The organism is Bacillus paramobilis, assembly GCF_038096195.1.
Classification (GTDB): domain Bacteria; phylum Bacillota; class Bacilli; order Bacillales; family Bacillaceae_G; genus Bacillus_A; species Bacillus_A mobilis.
Map to the genome: position 1 here is coordinate 514,542 of NZ_CP151108.1, position 18,196 is coordinate 532,737.

General features: G+C 38.1%; 20 protein-coding genes and 1 riboswitch. Of the genes, 18 read left to right on the plus strand and 2 right to left on the minus strand.

Features of this window, described 5'->3' with window-relative positions:
* Positions 1 to 640: 640 nt before the first annotated feature.
* The 17 genes from AABL52_RS02490 (at position 641) to yunB (ending at position 15,526) form a co-directional block, all read left to right on the plus strand.
* A complete protein-coding gene (locus AABL52_RS02490) occupies positions 641 to 1,006 on the plus strand; it encodes an arsenate reductase family protein (RefSeq protein WP_000218969.1) in 366 nt (121 codons plus the stop codon).
* A 41-nt stretch (positions 1,007 to 1,047) separates the two neighbouring features.
* Positions 1,048 to 1,431, plus strand: a complete 384-nt coding sequence (gene gcvH / locus AABL52_RS02495) for a glycine cleavage system protein GcvH (RefSeq protein WP_000026896.1) — start codon at positions 1,048 to 1,050, stop codon at positions 1,429 to 1,431.
* 379 nt (positions 1,432 to 1,810) lie between these two features.
* On the plus strand, positions 1,811 to 2,155 hold the full coding sequence (locus AABL52_RS02500) for a toprim domain-containing protein (protein WP_000640866.1): 345 nt from the start codon (positions 1,811 to 1,813) through the stop codon (positions 2,153 to 2,155).
* Positions 2,156 to 2,158: 3 nt separating this feature from the next.
* A complete protein-coding gene (locus tag AABL52_RS02505) occupies positions 2,159 to 2,467 on the plus strand; it encodes a thioredoxin family protein (RefSeq protein WP_002008881.1) in 309 nt (102 codons plus the stop codon).
* A gap of 154 nt (positions 2,468 to 2,621) precedes the next feature.
* Positions 2,622 to 2,966: a hypothetical protein gene (locus tag AABL52_RS02510; protein ID WP_000781217.1), complete on the plus strand. Its 345-nt coding sequence runs from the start codon at positions 2,622 to 2,624 to the stop codon at positions 2,964 to 2,966.
* 125 nt (positions 2,967 to 3,091) lie between these two features.
* Positions 3,092 to 3,199: riboswitch (SAM riboswitch) on the plus strand.
* A 179-nt stretch (positions 3,200 to 3,378) separates the two neighbouring features.
* Positions 3,379 to 4,404 (plus strand): methionine ABC transporter ATP-binding protein, encoded by a 1,026-nt coding sequence (locus AABL52_RS02515; protein ID WP_088027909.1) that lies wholly within the window; start codon positions 3,379 to 3,381, stop codon positions 4,402 to 4,404.
* Positions 4,397 to 5,062: a methionine ABC transporter permease gene (locus tag AABL52_RS02520; protein ID WP_000359546.1), complete on the plus strand. Its 666-nt coding sequence runs from the start codon at positions 4,397 to 4,399 to the stop codon at positions 5,060 to 5,062. The genes AABL52_RS02515 and AABL52_RS02520 overlap by 8 nt, the downstream gene beginning before the upstream one ends.
* Before the next feature lie 23 nt (positions 5,063 to 5,085).
* Entirely contained in the window at positions 5,086 to 5,898 is an 813-nt protein-coding gene (gene metQ / locus AABL52_RS02525) for a methionine ABC transporter substrate-binding lipoprotein MetQ (protein WP_000735101.1), read from the plus strand.
* A 71-nt stretch (positions 5,899 to 5,969) separates the two neighbouring features.
* Positions 5,970 to 6,776, plus strand: a complete 807-nt coding sequence (gene metQ, locus AABL52_RS02530; protein WP_000722402.1) for a methionine ABC transporter substrate-binding lipoprotein MetQ — start codon at positions 5,970 to 5,972, stop codon at positions 6,774 to 6,776.
* 238 nt (positions 6,777 to 7,014) lie between these two features.
* A complete protein-coding gene (sufC, locus tag AABL52_RS02535; RefSeq protein ID WP_000929163.1) occupies positions 7,015 to 7,800 on the plus strand; it encodes a Fe-S cluster assembly ATPase SufC in 786 nt (261 codons plus the stop codon).
* Between the two features lie 15 nt (positions 7,801 to 7,815).
* Entirely contained in the window at positions 7,816 to 9,108 is a 1,293-nt protein-coding gene (gene sufD, locus AABL52_RS02540; RefSeq protein WP_000152177.1) for a Fe-S cluster assembly protein SufD, read from the plus strand.
* Positions 9,108 to 10,328 carry a cysteine desulfurase SufS gene (gene sufS, locus AABL52_RS02545; RefSeq protein ID WP_071724955.1) on the plus strand — a complete coding sequence of 407 codons (1,221 nt, stop codon included), beginning with the start codon at positions 9,108 to 9,110 and terminating at the stop codon, positions 10,326 to 10,328. Before sufD ends, sufS begins: the two co-directional genes overlap by 1 nt.
* Positions 10,318 to 10,749: a Fe-S cluster assembly sulfur transfer protein SufU gene (gene sufU, locus AABL52_RS02550; RefSeq protein ID WP_000009521.1), complete on the plus strand. Its 432-nt coding sequence runs from the start codon at positions 10,318 to 10,320 to the stop codon at positions 10,747 to 10,749. Before sufS ends, sufU begins: the two co-directional genes overlap by 11 nt.
* 48 nt (positions 10,750 to 10,797) lie before the next feature.
* Positions 10,798 to 12,195 (plus strand): Fe-S cluster assembly protein SufB, encoded by a 1,398-nt coding sequence (gene sufB / locus AABL52_RS02555; protein WP_001118824.1) that lies wholly within the window; start codon positions 10,798 to 10,800, stop codon positions 12,193 to 12,195.
* 839 nt (positions 12,196 to 13,034) lie between these two features.
* A complete protein-coding gene (locus AABL52_RS02560) occupies positions 13,035 to 14,372 on the plus strand; it encodes a bifunctional metallophosphatase/5'-nucleotidase (RefSeq protein WP_240527175.1) in 1,338 nt (445 codons plus the stop codon).
* Positions 14,373 to 14,437: 65 nt separating this feature from the next.
* Complete coding sequence (locus tag AABL52_RS02565; RefSeq protein ID WP_016118834.1) at positions 14,438 to 14,740, plus strand: YunC family protein; 303 nt, start codon at positions 14,438 to 14,440, stop codon at positions 14,738 to 14,740.
* Positions 14,741 to 14,794: 54 nt separating this feature from the next.
* The gene (gene yunB, locus AABL52_RS02570) at positions 14,795 to 15,526 is read left to right on the plus strand and encodes a sporulation protein YunB (protein WP_000021813.1); all 732 of its coding nucleotides are present in this window, start codon (positions 14,795 to 14,797) and stop codon (positions 15,524 to 15,526) included.
* Positions 15,527 to 15,562: 36 nt separating this feature from the next.
* Here yunB and AABL52_RS02575 read toward each other — a convergent pair whose 3' ends face one another.
* Complete coding sequence (locus tag AABL52_RS02575) at positions 15,563 to 16,546, minus strand: M23 family metallopeptidase (protein ID WP_000944676.1); 984 nt, start codon at positions 16,544 to 16,546, stop codon at positions 15,563 to 15,565.
* Positions 16,547 to 16,735: 189 nt separating this feature from the next.
* Here AABL52_RS02575 and lipA point away from each other — a divergent pair, with 189 nt between their 5' ends.
* On the plus strand, positions 16,736 to 17,632 hold the full coding sequence (gene lipA, locus AABL52_RS02580) for a lipoyl synthase (RefSeq protein ID WP_000166376.1): 897 nt from the start codon (positions 16,736 to 16,738) through the stop codon (positions 17,630 to 17,632).
* Between the two features lie 20 nt (positions 17,633 to 17,652).
* Here the strand turns inward: lipA and AABL52_RS02585 are convergent, their stop codons facing one another.
* The gene (locus AABL52_RS02585) at positions 17,653 to 18,132 is read right to left on the minus strand and encodes a YbaK/EbsC family protein (protein ID WP_341518860.1); all 480 of its coding nucleotides are present in this window, start codon (positions 18,130 to 18,132) and stop codon (positions 17,653 to 17,655) included.
* Positions 18,133 to 18,196 lie beyond the last annotated feature (64 nt).

Sequence of the window (18,196 nt, forward strand, 5' to 3'; positions counted from 1 at the left end):
CAGTAATTTCTTCAATATCATGGAATACTCTCATTATTACGGCTAAAATCGTTAATTCCTTTCATCCCGCTTTAATGGGCAGTAAGACCCCCACTGATTAAAGTTTCACTTTATCTGTACGCCTTTGTCATGTAAAGTGTTTCCAGGTTTTGTGACTATAGGATGAAATGGTTAAATAAACGTTTGTTTAAGATATATGTTCGGTAGGAAGAAATCGATGCAGATCAAGGGTTAACAAAGAAAAATAGGGAATTAAATAAACGTTTGTTTAAGGTATATGTTCGGTAGGAAGAAATCGATACGGCTCAAGGGTTAACAAAGAAAAATGAGGAGTTAATCAAACGTTTGTTTAAGATGTATGTTCGGTAGGAAGAAGTCGATGCAGATCAAGGGCTAATGAAGAAAAATAGGGAATTAATCAAACGTTTGTTTAAGATATATGTTCGGCGAGTGATAAGAGAAGAATCTAAAGAAATTTATTATTTATTTTTTCTTAACAAATGGCGGAAAAATAAGAAAAATTTGCAGGATTATTAAAAATTATCACGAAATAAGTAAAAGTTTAGCGAATAATCGTTTGAAATAATAAAACGTTTTCTATATGATAAAGGTAAAGGTTAGTAAAAAAGTAGGTGAATTTATGACAGTAACATTTTATTCATATCCAAAGTGTGGCACATGTCAAAAAGCAAAGAAATGGTTTGAGGCAAACGATGTAGCATATGAGATGATTCATATTGTTGAAAATCCACCATCAAAAGAAGATTTACGTAATTTACATGAAAAAAGTGAATTACCATTAAAAAAATTCTTTAATACAAGTGGAATGCGTTACCGTGAACTTGGTCTGAAAGATAAGTTAAAGGATGCAAGTGAAGACGAAATGTACGAGCTTTTAGCATCTGATGGCATGTTGATTAAACGTCCAATCGTAACAAATGGAACGAATGTAACACTTGGTTTTAACGAAGAGCAGTTTGAAAGTGTGTGGAAAAAGTACCAATAAGGTATTTTTACATAATTAATACATTCACTGGAGGTACAGTCATGAGCATTCCAAATAATTTACGTTACTCTGAAGAACACGAATGGGTAAAAACTGAAGGTAATGAAGTTGTTATCGGTATTACTCACTTTGCACAAGGTGAGCTAGGCGATATCGTATTCGTTGAACTTCCTGAAGTAGGTGCAACAATCGAAGCTGACGAGCCATTCGGAAGCGTAGAATCTGTTAAAACAGTTTCTGAGTTATACGCACCTGTAAGTGGTAAAGTTGTAGCAGTAAACGAAGAATTAAGTGACCAACCAGAACTTGTTAACGAATCTCCATACGAGGGTGCATGGATGGTTAAAGTTGAACTTTCTGATGCAAGCCAAGTTGAGAAGTTATTAACTGCAGAAAAATATGCAGAAATGACAAACCAAGACTAATTATAGTCGACTAAAGGACAGCCTTTGTGCTGTCCTTTTTTATTTTGTGTTACATAATACATTTAAAATCGGGTGCAATTGAATAAGCTATTATGGGAATGAATGTTTTTCGGTAAGGTTTCATGGGGCTTCGTAATCTGAGCGAGCCGCTTGCGCTTTTCTTTATGATCTAGCTCCAGCGGCTAGAACAGTCGGTCATTTCACTCTTTCACTTGAGGCAAAAAGCGCCTCTAGTTCAAGAGTTCCAATGCCCTCTTGTTCTGAACGAGCCGCTTGCGCTTTTCTTTTGCAAAAATAAACAGGAAACAACATGAAAATAACGAATATAATATATACTAAGTTAAAGGTTGTATAGTATATGGTGATCGGGTGATGACATATGATTTATGTAGAAAAAGTCATTATTGTAGAAGGTAAATCAGATAGAAGAAAGATTGAATCTATTATTCGTGAACCGGTGGAAATTGTTTGTACAAATGGTACAATTGGTTTGTCGAAAATGGATGAGCTCATTGATCAGTTTTTTGATAAGGAAGTGTATGTACTAGTGGATGCTGATGATGCTGGAGAAAAGTTAAGGAAACAGTTTCGAAAAGAATTTCCGCAAGCTGAGCATATTTATATTGATCGCTCGTACCGAGAAGTGGCAACTGCGCCATCTTCACACTTAGCAAATGTATTATGGGGAGCTGACATTGACGTTTATACAGAATATTTACGGTAAGGAATGATAGAAGTGATTGACTGGACAGGAGCCGAAGCAACAGCCCTAATAGAGAACGAAGAAAAAACAGTGTTATATGTATATACTCCAATGTGTGGAACATGCCAATTAGCAAAAAAGATGTTAACAGTTGTTGAGATGACAATTGAAGACCTCAAAATTGGAATGTTAGATTTAAATTATGCTCCGCATTTAGCGAAAGAGTATGGAATCGAAAGTGTACCGTGTTTACTTGTTTTTGAAAATGGGACACTCATGAAGAAGATATATGCATTTCATTCGGTTGAATATTTATATACGGAATTAAAGTAGGCGGCAAAGTTTTTGCCGCCTCGACATATTTCTCGGGAAATATGTCGAGATGCAGGGTGGTTACAGTATTTGTCGAGCGAAAGTAACAGGATTGCTCTTTAGTGAGAGGGAATGGTATGTGTAATAGAAAGTGATATGAAGGATGTGATTTAGGGTGAAATTATATTCTTTGCTGCAATCATTTGTAAATTACGCTAATGGTCAATATCATTTAGAGCCGCTTTTAAGACAAGGAGAAAAAACTGTTAATTTCCGTTTTGGAGATGAAAGTTGTTCGCTACAAATTTCAAGGGATTATATAGAGCTGCTACATGAGGAAAGAGGAACGGAACAAATCGTTTGTGTAGATGAAGAAGATGTAAAACAATTGGTGAACGGAAATGTAAGGTTGCAAATGTTAATGAACGATGGACGTGTACAATATTCAGGAACGTATCGAACGATGCTATTAGTTGAATCGATGTTTCATATATGTAAACCGATGTCAGTAGGCGCTTAAAATTCTGAAGGTTCATTTTTTACGAAAATTTCTGTTGACATGGTGTGTGGATATTGATACAATTCAATTCATAAAATATAGACAATTTCATAAATTACAAATCAGACGAAAATGTAATCTGATTTCTCTTATCAAGAGAGGTGGAGGGACTGTGCCCTGTGAAGCCCGGCAACCGTCAACTTATGTTGAAATGGTGCCAATTCCTGCAAAGCAAATGCTTTGAGAGATGAGAGAGAGGGATAATGTTGTTATATACGCATATAAACCTTTCTGCTTCTCTAAAGCGGAAAGGTTTTTTTATTGTTTGAATGTGGAGGACATTCAAATAATAAAAGTAGTGATAACGGTGGACTACACGCATTAAACATAAAAAATTGCGGAGTCGATCCAAATAAAAAAGGGGTGATACACCATGATTCTATTAGAGAATGTAAAGAAAATATATAAAGCAAAAAGCGGTGATGTCACTGCTGTAGATAATGCCAATTTAAAAATAGACAAAGGTGAAATATTTGGTGTTATCGGATATAGTGGCGCTGGGAAAAGTTCGTTAATCAGATTATTCAATCAGCTAGAGAAACCAACTTCAGGCCAAATTACAATTGCAAATCGTGTGATTTCAGCAATTACAGGAAGTGAACTTCGTAAGGCAAGGCAAGAAATCGGAATGATTTTTCAGCATTTCAACTTACTTTGGTCACGAACTGTACGTGAAAATATCGAGTTTCCACTTGAAATCGCAGGTGTTGATAGGGCGGCGAGAAGAAAACGCGTTGATGAGCTAATTCATCTTGTTGGATTAGAAGGAAGAGGAGATGCGTATCCATCTCAGCTGAGCGGAGGACAAAAGCAACGCGTTGGTATTGCAAGAGCATTAGCTAACAACCCACAAGTGCTTTTATGTGATGAGGCAACATCAGCTCTTGATCCAGAAACGACAGATCAAATTTTAGATTTGTTATTAGATATTAATAAGCGTCTCGGTTTAACAATTGTACTCATTACACACGAGATGCATGTGATTCGGAAGATTTGTAATCGAGTGGCGGTAATGGAGAAAGGAAAGATTGTAGAAACGGGTCCAGTGCTGGATGTATTTCGCAATCCGCAGAAAGACATTACGAAACGATTTGTACAGCAGTTAACGGATTCTGAAGATACAAATGAAACGATTGAAAGCTTAATTGAAAAGTATCCAGATGGTAAAGTAGTTCGTTTGCAGTTTATCGGTGAGGCTGTAGAAAGACCAGTACTTCAAAGATTAATGCAACGCAGTGATATAGAAGTTAGCATTTTGCAAGGAAATATCGCACAAACGAATAACGGCTCTTACGGTACTTTAGTTGTTCATTTAAATGGTGAGGAAACAGCGATCCAGCAAGCGATAGAGGGAATACATCAAGATCAAGTAGAGCTGGAGGTGATTGCACATGGATAAGTTACTCACAAATATTGATTGGAATCAAATGTTAGAAGCAACTGGTGAAACGTTATATATGACGGCAATCGCAGCTCTTGCCACATTTGTTTTAGGACTAATTTTAGGATTGTTACTCTTTATGACAGCGAAAGATAATTTATGGGAAAACAAAGCAGTTAACACGGCGATTGGAGCGTTCGTAAACATTTTCCGCTCGATACCGTTCATCATTTTAATCATTTTATTAATCCCATTCACAAAGATTCTGCTTGGAACAATTCTTGGAGCGAGTGCAGCACTGCCGGCTTTAATTATTGGAGCGGCACCATTCTACGCGAGAATGGTTGAAATTGCACTTCGTGAAATTGATAAAGGTGTAATTGAAGCTTCAAAAGCAATGGGAGCAAAAACAAGCACAATTATTTTGAAAGTATTAATTCCAGAATCGTTACCAGCATTAGTATCTGGTATTACGGTTACGACAATTGCTTTAGTAGGCTATACAGCAATGGCGGGGGTTGTTGGTGCTGGTGGCCTTGGAACACTTGCATATTTAGAAGGATTCCAGCGAGGAAATAACGATGTAACAATCGTTGCGACAATTTGTGTATTACTAGTTGTATTTTTCATTCAGTGGATTGGTGATCGTGTAACGACTCGAATAGATAAACGATAATAAAAAACGGGAGGATGTTTCAAATGAAAAAATTATTACTTACAGCACTTATTTCAACTTCAATTTTTGGTTTAGCTGCTTGTGGAGGGAAAGATAAAGATGAAAAGAAACTAGTTGTGGGGGCTTCTAACGTGCCACATGCGGTTATTTTAGAAAAGGCTAAACCTTTATTAGAGAAAAAAGGAATTGAGTTAGAAATTAAAAAATTCCAAGACTACGTATTACCAAATAAATCGTTAGCGGATAAGGATTTAGATGCAAACTACTTCCAGCACATTCCGTATTTAGAAAAAGAAATGAAAGATAAAAAATATGACTTTGAAATAGCAGGGAAAATTCATTTAGAGCCAATTGGTGTATATTCTCAAAAATATAAGAGCTTAAAAGAACTTCCGGACGGAGCAACAATTATTATGAGTAATTCCGTTACTGACCATGGACGTGGCTTAGCAATTTTACAAAAAGAAGGCATTTTAAAAATTAAAGACGGAGTAGATCCAGTTAGTGCAACTCCAAAAGATATTGCAGATAATCCGAAACACTTAAAATTCAAAACGGATATTGAGCCTGGTTTGTTGCCACAAGTGTATAACAATAAAGAAGGCGACGCTGTTTTAATTAACTCGAACTATGCAATTGATGCGAAATTAAACCCAGAAAAAGATGCAATTGCAATTGAAGGCGATGATTCTCCATACGCAAACGTATTAGTGGTTCGTAAAGGTGATAAAGATAAAAAAGCGATTAAAGAGCTTGTAGAAGTATTGCATTCTAAAGAAATCGAAGACTTTATTACTAAAGAATATAAAGGAGCGGTTGTTCCTGTAAAAGAATAATTGCTGAAAAGGGCTGGTGTATGCCGGCTCTTTTTATAACTACATAACTATAGGGGAGAAGGGGACATCATATGAAAAAGATTCTACTGTCAGTTGTTACAGCACTGTCTGTATTTACATTAGCTGCTTGCGGAGGGAAAGAAGAGAATAAGCTAGTTGTGGGAGCTTCTAACGTGCCGCACGCTGTTATTTTAGAAAAGGCACAGCCGATATTAGAGAAAAAGGGTATTAAATTAGAGATTAAAAAATTCCAAGATTATGTGTTGCCGAATAAAGCGTTAGCGGATAAGGAAATTGATGCGAACTACTTCCAGCACATCCCTTACTTAGATAAAGAAATTCAAGAAAAGGGATATAAAATTGTAAACGCAGGAAAAATCCATTTAGAGCCAATGGGCATTTATTCTAAGAAATATAAAAGTTTAAAAGACTTGCCAGATGGCGGGACAGTTATTATGAGTAATAACGTAGCGGAGCGTGGCCGTATGCTCGCATTATTACAAAAAGGCGGAGTTATTAAATTAAAAGATGGCGTAGATGTTGTTAAGGCAACAGTAAAGGATGTTGTAGAAAACCCGAAAAACTTAAAGTTTAAAACAGATGTAGAGCCTGGATTGTCACCAAAGCTGTATGAAAATAATGAAGGCGATGCTTTATTTATTAATTCAAACTACGCAATTGATGCAAAATTAAATCCAACAAAGGATGCAATTGCGATTGAAGGATCAGACTCTCCGTATGCAAATATTATTGCAGTTCGTAAAGGTGACGAGAAGAAAAAAGAAATTAAAGAATTAGTAGAAGTATTGCATTCAAAAGAAATTCAAGACTTTATTACTAAAGAATATAAAGGTGCTGTACTTCCGGTAAGTGAATAAATATGAGGAAAGGACTGGAAAATTACCAGTCCTTTTTTCTTTATATAAATAAGAAGAAAGGTGTATCATATAAGGATGCAAGGGAAATACTTATATACATTTGTGAAAAAATTGTTACTTTTTTTCGTCGTTTGCGATATCATTTTATTTGATATAAGATTAGAATGAGAATAAAATGAGAATATGAACGTTTTAGGAATTTTTAAAATGTATATATAGGATTAATGGAGGTATTGAGATGGCTGGTTCTACATTAACGGTTAAAGACTTACACGTATCAATTGATGGCAAAGAAATTTTAAAAGGTGTAAACCTTGAAGTAAAAGGTGGAGAAATCCACGCAATTATGGGACCTAACGGAACAGGTAAATCAACTTTATCTTCTGCGATTATGGGTCACCCAAAGTATGAAGTAACAGAAGGTAGCATCATCATCGACGGTGAAGATGTATTAGAAATGGAAGTAGACGAGCGCGCACAAGCAGGTCTATTCCTAGCAATGCAATATCCAAGTGAAATTAGCGGAGTAACAAACGCTGACTTCTTACGTTCTGCAATTAATGCACGTCGTGAAGAGGGCGATGAAATTTCTCTTATGAAATTTATCCGTACATTAGATAAAAACATGGAATTCCTAGAAATGGATCCAGAAATGGCACAACGTTACTTAAACGAAGGTTTCTCTGGTGGAGAGAAAAAACGTAACGAAATTCTTCAATTAATGATGATTGAGCCAAAAATCGCAATCTTAGATGAAATCGACTCAGGTCTTGATATCGATGCATTAAAAGTTGTATCTAAAGGTATTAACCAAATGCGCGGCGAAGAGTTCGGTTGCCTAATGATTACGCATTACCAACGTTTATTAAACTACATCACTCCAGACTTCGTTCACGTTATGATGAACGGTCGTATCGTTAAATCTGGTGGCCCTGAGCTTGCACAACGTCTAGAAGCTGAGGGTTATGACTGGATTAAAAAAGAATTAGGTATTGAAGACGAAACAACAGAGCAAGAAGCGTAAGAGAGGAGCATAAACATGACAATCGGTACATTACCTTTCGATCAAGAAACAATCCGTCAACGCGCAAGCGAAGTAAACGAAGCTGCTTGGTTGACTGAGTTCCGCTTACAAGCTCTTGCACAAGCAACTGAACTTCCAATGCCAACGCCTGATAAAACGAAAATTGAGAAATGGGACTTTATCGGAAAAGGCGACGCTGCTAAGCAAGAGCCTGTAAGTTCTTTAACAGAGCTTCCAGAAGCAGTGAAAAACTTAATCGATGAAAATAACAGCGTATTAGTACAACGTACTGGTACAACTGCGTTCGTTTCTTTAGCAGACGAAGCAAAAGAAAAAGGTGTTATTTTTACAGACATCGTAACAGCTGCAACAGAGCATGCTGAACTATTACAAAAGTATTTAATGAAAGACGGCGTGAAGGTAGACGAGCATCGTTTAACTGCACTTCATGCTGCATTAATCAACGGCGGTGCATTCGTATATGTTCCGAAAAACGTTGTTCTTGAAACTCCACTTCAAGCTGTATTCTTAGTAGACGGCGAAGAAGCTAACGTATATAACCACGTATTATTCGTAGCTGATGCGAACAGTACTGCAACTTATGTAGAAAACTACGTTGCAAATGAAAATGCTAAAGGTATTGCAAATATCGTAGCAGAAGTAATCGTGGAACAAGGCGCACAAGTGAAATTCGGTGCGGTTGATTTATTAGCAAAAGACGTAACAACTTACGTTAACCGCCGCGGTGTTGTAGGACGCGACGGCCGTATTGATTGGGCTCTAGGTCTTATGAATGACGGAAACACAATTTCAGAGAACGTTACAAACTTAATGGGCGACGGTTCATATGCTGATACGAAAACAGTAACAATTGGCCGTGGTAACCAAACACAAAACTTTACAACTAAAGTTGTTCACTTCGGTAAACACTCTGAAGGTTGGATTTTAAAACACGGTGTACAAAAAGATAGTGCAACATCTATCTTTAACGGAATTGGTAAGATTGAACACGGTGCATCTAAATCAAATGCACAACAATCTTCTCGCGTTCTTATGTTAGATGAGAAAGCACGCGGTGATGCAAACCCAATTCTTTTAATCGACGAAGATGATGTAATGGCAGGTCACGCAGCTTCAGTAGGCCGCGTAGATCCGTACCAATTATACTACTTGATGAGCCGTGGTATTCCAAAACGCGAAGCAGAACGTTTAGTCATCCATGGATTCTTAGCACCTGTAGTAAATGAGCTTCCAATTGAAGGAGTAAAAGCACAGCTTGTTGAGGTAATTGAAAGGAAAGTTCGCTAATGAATATTCATGAAATACGCAAACAGTTTCCAATTCTTGATCAAAAAGTGAACGGCAAACAACTTGTATATTTCGATAGTGCAGCAACTTCTCAAAAACCAATTCAAGTCATTGAAACGTTAGAACGTTACTATAAAGAATATAATTCTAACGTGCATCGCGGTGTTCATACGCTCGGTACGAAAGCTACCGACGCGTATGAAGGTGCACGCGAGAAAGTTCGCAAGTTTATTAACGCGAAATCAATGGAAGAGATTATTTTCACGCGCGGAACGACAACTGCATTAAATACAGTAGCGGCTAGCTATGGTCTTGAAAATGTAAAAGAAGGCGATGAAATCGTTATTTCTTACATGGAGCATCATAGTAACATCATTCCATGGCAACAAGTTGCGAAGAAAACTGGTGCAACTTTAAAATACCTTCCGCTTCAACCAGACGGTACAATTTCTTTAGAAGATGTTCGTCAAACAGTTACACCGAATACAAAAATCGTTTCTATTATGCAAGTTTCAAACGTGCTTGGAACGATTAACCCTGTAAAAGAAATCGGAGCAATCGCACACGAAAATGGCGCAATTATGGTCGTTGACGGTGCACAAAGTACACCTCATATGAAAGTGGATGTACAAGATTTGAACTGCGATTTCTACGCATTATCTGCTCATAAGATGTGCGGACCTACAGGTATCGGCGTATTATATGGTAAAAAAGAATTGCTAAACAATATGGAGCCAATTGAGTTTGGCGGTGAAATGATTGATTTTGTAGATTTACAAGAATCTACTTGGAAAGAGCTTCCGTGGAAGTTTGAAGCAGGTACACCGATTATCGGTAATGCAATCGGACTTGGAGCGGCAATTGATTTCCTAGAAGAAATCGGTCTTGATAATATTGAAAGGCATGAACATGAATTAGCGCAATATGCTTTAGAAAGACTATCAGAAGTAGATGGCGTTACAATTTATGGTCCAAAGCATCGCGCTGGTCTTGTTACATTTAATATTGAAGACGTACATCCTCACGATGTAGCGACAGTATTAGATGTAGAAGGCATTGCGGTTCGCGCAGGACACCACTGTGCACAACCGCTTATGAAGTGGCTGAAAGCTTCTTCTACAGCACGTGCGAGCTTCTATTTATATAATACAAAAGAAGAAATTGATACATTTGTTGAATCGCTAATCAAGACAAAGGAGTATTTCACAAATGTCATTTAATAATTTAGATACGTTATATCGTCAAGTTATTATGGATCATTATAAGAATCCTCGTAACCATGGCGTGTTAGAAGATAGTGTTACAGTTAACTTGAACAATCCAACTTGCGGCGATCGTATTCAACTTACGATGAAAGTAGCAGAAGGTATTGTGCAAGAAGCGAAGTTTGAAGGAGAAGGATGTTCCATCTCAATGTCTTCAGCTTCAATGATGACACAAGCAGTAAAAGGTAAGAAAATTGAAGAGGCACTTCAGCTTTCTAAAATTTTCTCTGACATGATGCTAGGAAAAGAGTACGATGACAGCATTGATTTAGGAGATATTGAAGCATTACAAGGCGTATGCAAGTTCCCGGCACGTATTAAATGTGCAACATTAGCGTGGAAAGCGTTAGAAAAGGGCTTAAACGAAGATAAGTAATGTTAAAGGTTCCTAAAAACGAGGTTATCTAAGGAGGGACACACCAACATGGCGAAGCAACTGCCAGATATCGGCGATTATAAATATGGTTTCAAAGACAAAGACGTTTCGATTTTCCGTGCTGGACGCGGTTTAACAAAAGAGATCGTTGAAGAGATTTCACGTATGAAAGAAGAACCACAGTGGATGTTAGACTTCCGTTTAAAATCACTGGATAAGTTCTATGAAATGCCAATGCCACAATGGGGCGGCGACTTAAACGACTTAGATTTCGATGAAATTACGTACTACGTAAAACCATCTGAGAAATCTGAGAAGTCTTGGGATGAAGTACCTGATGAAATTAAAGCAACATTTGATAAATTAGGTATTCCAGAAGCTGAGCAAAAATATTTAGCTGGTGTATCTGCACAGTACGAATCTGAAGTTGTATACCACAACATGAAAGAAGACCTAGAAGCTCTAGGAATCGTCTTCAAAGATACAGATAGCGCATTAAAAGAGAACGAAGATATTTTCCGTGAGCATTTCGGAAAAGTAATCCCACCAACAGACAACAAATTCTCTGCATTAAACTCTGCAGTTTGGTCTGGTGGATCATTCATCTACGTTCCAAAAGGTATTAAAGTGGATACACCACTTCAAGCGTATTTCCGTATTAACTCTGAAAATATGGGACAATTCGAGCGTACGCTTATCATCGTAGACGAAGGCGCACACGTACACTACGTAGAAGGTTGTACAGCACCTGTTTACACGACTAACTCACTTCACAGTGCGGTAGTAGAAATCATCATTAAGAAAGATGCATATTGCCGTTATACAACAATCCAAAACTGGGCGAACAACGTATACAACCTAGTTACAAAACGTGCGGTTTGTGAAGAAAACGCAACGATGGAATGGATTGACGGTAACATCGGATCTAAATTAACGATGAAGTACCCAGCAGTTATCTTAAAAGGCGAAGGCGCTCGTGGTTTAACATTATCTATCGCGATTGCTGGTAAAGGCCAACACCAAGATGCTGGTGCGAAAATGATTCACTTAGCACCAAACACGTCTTCAACAATCGTTTCTAAATCGATTGCGAAGCATGGTGGTAAAGTAACTTACCGTGGTATCGTACACTTCGGACCAAAAGCGAAAAACTCTCGCTCTAACATCGAATGTGACACGTTAATCATGGATAACCAATCTACATCTGATACAATTCCTTACAACGAAATCAAAAACGATTACGTTTCACTTGAGCACGAAGCGAAAGTATCAAAAGTATCAGAAGAACAATTATTCTACCTAATGAGCCGCGGTATTTCTGAGCAAGAAGCTACAGAAATGATCGTAATGGGCTTCATCGAGCCATTCACTCGCGAACTTCCAATGGAATACGCAGTTGAAATGAACCGCCTAATCAAGTTTGAGATGGAAGGTTCTATTGGTTAAATAGAAATGCGGAGCCGACTGTTCAGACCCGTTGGCTAAGGTTCTTTTGCACAGAAGATGCTTTTTATCTTCTTGTGCGGAAGGTTCTTAGACATGAGGGTCTAGGAGGCGGAGCTGGACAATATTTAAAGTGGAAGCGGCTCGTTCAGAATGTGAGGGGGATGGAGCTTCTGACGTAGAGGCGCTTTTTGCCTCATAGGAAGAAGTGAAGCCACCGAACATTCTAGCCGCTGGAACTGGATAATATATAAAGTGGAAGCGCCCTGCTATGCAGGGCGCTTTTTTATGTTGTGCTGGGATCGATTCAGTTTAGTTCAGGTCAGGCTGAGATACCTAGTCGGGTGTTCAGTTAAATATATCAGCGATTATTTCAATATATCGACGATTCGACAAGGAATATCGACTTATCGACAAAGTAAGACAAAAGAAATTCTTCATATACCACGCAACATTTTATATGAAAAGAGAACGAATGAAGTAAGGAAAAGATACTGACAAACCCACTGGATAATCCAATCGAACACCACTTACCGAACCCTCTGTTAAACTTTTTGACAAATCCCCCAAAACCAACCCAGAATCCACCATCTAAAATCCTTCCACACAATAAAAAAAGTTTTCATACCAAAAAGGGCAATCTTTTGCTTTTTCTCTCAATGCGAGTACAATGTAAAATAGCAAGAAAAGACGAAAAGTATTTACAGGATTATTGCGTACGCATAGCGTAAATGGCAGTAAGGAACTGAGAGGAGGTTTTTTCTCTGAATATAAATAAAGAAACAATCATCCACCTTTATCATACAAACGATATACATAGTCATTTTGAAAATTGGCCGCAAATTTCTCGGTTTGTACAAGGAGAGAAAAAGCGAAGACAGGAAGCGGGAGAGACCGTTTTGACGGTTGATATCGGCGATCATGTGGATCGTTTTCATAGTATTTCGGAAGCGACGAATGGACTTGGCAATACGAAGCTTTTAAATGAGGCGTTATATGATTATGTAACGATCGGAAATAATGAAGGAATTACGTTAGCGAAGGAGCATTTGAATCGTCTATATGATGATGCTGGATTTGAGGTGCTCGTCGCGAATTTATTTGAAAAAGAAGGCGTACGCCCAGAGTGGGCAAAGCCTTATAAATTACATACAACGATAGATGGGATTACGATTGCTTTTATCGGGTTAACAGTTGCGTATCCAGAGTTTTATCATATGCTTGATTGGCATATTGAAGATCCGCTTATCCATTTAGAGTCTATTTTAGAAGAAGTGCGAGATGAGGCTCATATTACAGTTGTCCTTTCTCATCTTGGAAAAAGCATGGATGAGTATATGGCGGAGCATTATGATATAGATGTTATTTTAGGGGCACATACGCACCATTTATTTGAGCGTGGTGTTCTTATGAATAATACTTTACTTTGTTGTTGTGAAAAGTGGGGACGTTACGTTGGGCACGTTCAGCTTACTGTGGATAAAGAGACGAAGAAGCTGTTGAAAAAAGACGGTAGAGCGATTAAGACAGAACGTTTAGGGGCTTATAGTAAGCCGTTATCCACAATTGAAATGCTGCAGGAAGAAAGTAAACATATTATGGAAGAGCCTGTCGTTCATTTAAAGGAAGCATTACCGGTCGATTGGTTTCAGGAGACATCATTTTCGCACATGTTAGCAAGTGCGCTGAAAACGTGGTGCAGTGCAGAGATTGGCATGGTGAACGCTGGTGTGCTATTAGAGGGATTAAATGAAGGTGTTGTGACGCGCGGAGATATTCACAGAATTTGTCCACATCCCATTAATCCATGTTTATTAAAAGTACCAGGGAAAACGTTACGAGAAGTTATTTTGAAAGCGCGCCGTCCGAATATGGAGAACCTTGAGGTAAAAGGATTTGGATTTCGCGGGAAAGTGATGGGGAAAATGATTTACGCTGGTGTAGAAGTTATTCCAGATACGATTCCTGGGAATAAAATTTTACTTGAAGATGTATTGATTAACGGGGAATCACTGGAATTAGATCGTATATATACGGTAGGAACGATTGATATGTTTACATTCGGATACTTATACCCAGAGCTATCCACACTTTCTGACAAACAATATTATATGCCAGAACTACTTAGAGATGTGTTAACAGACATGTTGATAACTCATACATTTTCCGTCAAACTATAGGCTAGTTAACTTGTAACACTCATTTTTCTCTTGTCATACAGATAAGAAAGAGAGGAGTGTGAACTATGGTTAATGTGGAGCCAATTATAATTGATAATTATACGTTTATTGCGGTTAGCGTCAAACTTCCAAAGACAAATTTGCTAGCTGTAATGAGCGATAAAGGATATATTATGTGCGGTGCATTAGATGTAGGTCTTTTAAATGAGAAGTTAGGGGATCGAGGAATTATTGCTGGCCGCGCGGTTGGTGTAAGAACGATTGAACAACTTCTTGAAGCACCGCTAGAATCAGTAACGATTGAAGCCGAAGCTTTAGGTATTACGACTGGCACAATCGGAAAAGAAGCATTATTAAAAATGAGATAAGCATATATCGTCCCTCCTTCTTGCATAGAAATGATATAAGAAGGAGGTTTTTTTATGAGTATATTTCGTTCGAAAAATTCGCGGTTTCGAAGGGGACCTATTTCCTTTCGGTACATACTGCTTATGTCGTTTATTCTTTTTGTTATATTACTCGTGCAAGGATTATGGATTGTGAATAAAAGCATTCAGCCGACATTACTTAAATATGGAGAAGTAGAGACGCATAAAATGGCGACAGCGATTATGACGAAGGCAGTAAAAGATAGAATTAATGAGGGATTCGATGTGGATTCATTAATGAAGGTACAAAATGATAAAAACGGGAAAGTATCCACAATTAATTTAAATACGAAGCAAGTAAATGAAATCGTAACGTCAACGACCACATACATAGAAAAATATTTACAGCAAGTAGAACAAGGTAATTTGAAGGGGCTAGGTATTTCTGAAAAAAATGGGGCAACGATGGCAGTTCCTTTTGGTCGTGTAACGGATAATGCGCTTCTTGGAAATATAGGCCCCGATATTCCAATTGATTTCACGACGATTGGTCATGTGAATACGGATATTAAACAAAAAATTGAACCGCACGGTATCAATACGACAGCGATTCAAATTATTATGGAGATGGAAGTCACGTTACAAGTCATTATTCCATTTCATACGAAAGAAATAAAAGTAAAACAAGACGTTCCGATTGCAACGCGTATTGTTCAAGGGGAAGTGCCAACTTATTACGGAAGCGGGAGTGTTGTTGTACCTGATAAAAAGAAAACGGATAGTTAGTCGAATATAAAAAATAACCGTAGCAATGTGCTACGGTTATCGTTTTGTATTCGCGCGTTCTTTTCGCTCCCAAAGGCTTAAATGCATGTATGGATCGAAAGCCCATTCTGTATAGCCATTGTCTTTATACATGCCGAAATGTAAGTGAGGAGGGAATTTTCCCGCTGTGCCGGGAGGGCCGTAACCGGTGCTACCAACAAATCCGATTACTTTTCCTGGTTCGACAATTTGTCCAAGCTGTATTTCTTTTGAGAATCCGCCTAAATGAGCGTAATAATGGTAATTATTATGAAGGTCACGAATACCGATGCGCCATCCGCCAAGGCGGTTCCAGCCCTTTGTTTCAATGATGCCATAGCAAGTGGATCTGACTGGTACGCCATAGCCTGCAAAAATATCGGTTCCTTCATGAACTCTTCTTCCCCCAAAACTTCTTCCAGCGCCAAAAGTACTACGGTAGCTATGGTCGCTACGAATTGGAAGTGGGAAAGCATTTCCTTCTAAGTTAATACGTCCATAATGTTTATAAATTTGGGCGTATTCGCTAATTAATTCAACTGTTTTCGCACGTCTATAATATTCCCAAAGCATAATGTGAACACGGTCTTCGGACGTTCCTTGTTTCTTTAAAATTGTTGCTGCTGTATGCAAAAGATCACGGTCGTTATTTGCATTTGCAAATCCATCTTTGTCACCATCTAAACCTAACCCGCCAAATAGAGAAATTGTATGTGGGAGAGTGTCGTTACCATTAACGGGTCCAGCCCATATTTCTGGTTTGAAATAAAGGGAAATGATGGCATCTGGTTTTTTCGGAATATCTTTTCTTACGCTCCGTATATTTCTTTCATATTGATCCATTGCAGCTAAGTAATACCACGGAATGCCTGAAGATTGCTCGGTTTCTTTATATAGTGCCATGCGCTTTTCGTATATGCTTTGCTGATTATCTTCACCGTAAGCGATGTTTTGGTGGAGAAGAAAGCAAATTGAAAGCAAAAGAGAAATTTTTCGAAGCATGAAATAGACTCCTTTCACAACATCACTCTTTTTAGTGTGGGATATACGGAGTATTTCATTATAGGGAACGATTGGAAAAAATCTTAGAATCTTCATTTGAGCAAATCGCTTTCATACGTTAGAATAGATATGTTACATTGAAAGAAGCGAACACGGTAAACTATTTCATATTGTGCGGAGTTGATAACCATGACAAAACAAACAGAATATAAGCGCAAGCCCGAATGGTTGAAAATTAAGTTAAACACGAATGAAAACTATACAGGCTTAAAGAAAATGATGCGTTCTAAGAATCTTCATACAGTTTGTGAGGAAGCGAAATGTCCGAATATTCATGAATGCTGGGCTGTAAGGAAAACAGCAACATTTATGATTTTAGGTGCGGTTTGTACACGTGCTTGTCGTTTTTGTGCGGTTAAAACAGGCTTACCAACTGAGCTTGATTTACAAGAGCCAGAACGCGTAGCAGATTCTGTAGTACAAATGGGCTTAAAGCACGTTGTTATAACAGCGGTTGCACGTGATGATTTAAAGGACGGGGGAGCAGCTGTTTTTGCTGAAACAGTACGCGCTGTACGTCGTAAAAATCCATTTACGTCAATCGAAGTATTACCATCTGATATGGGTGGAGTAGAAGAAAACTTAAAAATGTTAATGGATGCAAAACCAGATATTTTAAACCATAACATTGAAACAGTACGTCGATTATCTAACCGAGTTCGCGCTAGAGCAAAATATGACCGTTCATTAGAGTTTTTACGTCGAGCGAAAGAAATGCAGCCTGATATTCCAACTAAATCGAGCATTATGGTGGGCTTAGGTGAAACGAGAGAAGATTTAATTGAAGCAATGGATGACTTACGTGCAAACAATGTGGATATTTTAACTCTTGGACAATACCTACAACCATCTAAGAAGCATTTACCAGTTCTTAAATATTACCCACCAGCAGAATTTGCAGAGCTTAAAGAAATTGCACTTAGCAAAGGCTTTAGCCACTGTGAAGCTGGCCCACTTGTGCGTTCTTCTTACCATGCGGACGAGCAAGTTCGTTCTGCAAAAGAAAAAGTAGCAGAAGCAAAATAATGAAAAAAGAGAGCTAATCATTAGCTCTCTTTTTGTTTATATTCTAAAACAGTATTTGGACAGGTTAATAAGATTTTCTTTAATTCCTCTGTGGATAATTCAATTGTAAATTCAGGTACACCAGGTGTAATTAAAATTTTATCGTAAGCATAAATCGCACGATCCACAATAATCGTTACATGCTGTGAATAACCGAAAGGAGCGACACATCCTGGCGTACAACCAGTTTCGTCTCGCATTTCGTCAGGAGAACAGAGAGATAAGCGTTCTCCTGTTATTTCTTTCATCTCGCCCCGGTTGAGCCTTGAGCCCTCTAATGTGAAAAATACGTAATAATCTCCAGACTTTGATTTTAAAAATAAGCTTTTACTTGGAGTACCTTGTAAGCCAAGTCTTTCACGTACGATACGATCTGTTTCATAATCGAGTACTGGTTCGTGCTCAAACTTTTCGTAAGAAGCATTTGTTTTATGTAGTAAAGCAAGTACATCTTCGTACATATGGAGTGATACCCCTTTCTATTGTTAGTACAGTTTCTTCTCGTGGCGTCAACTGAATGTGTTG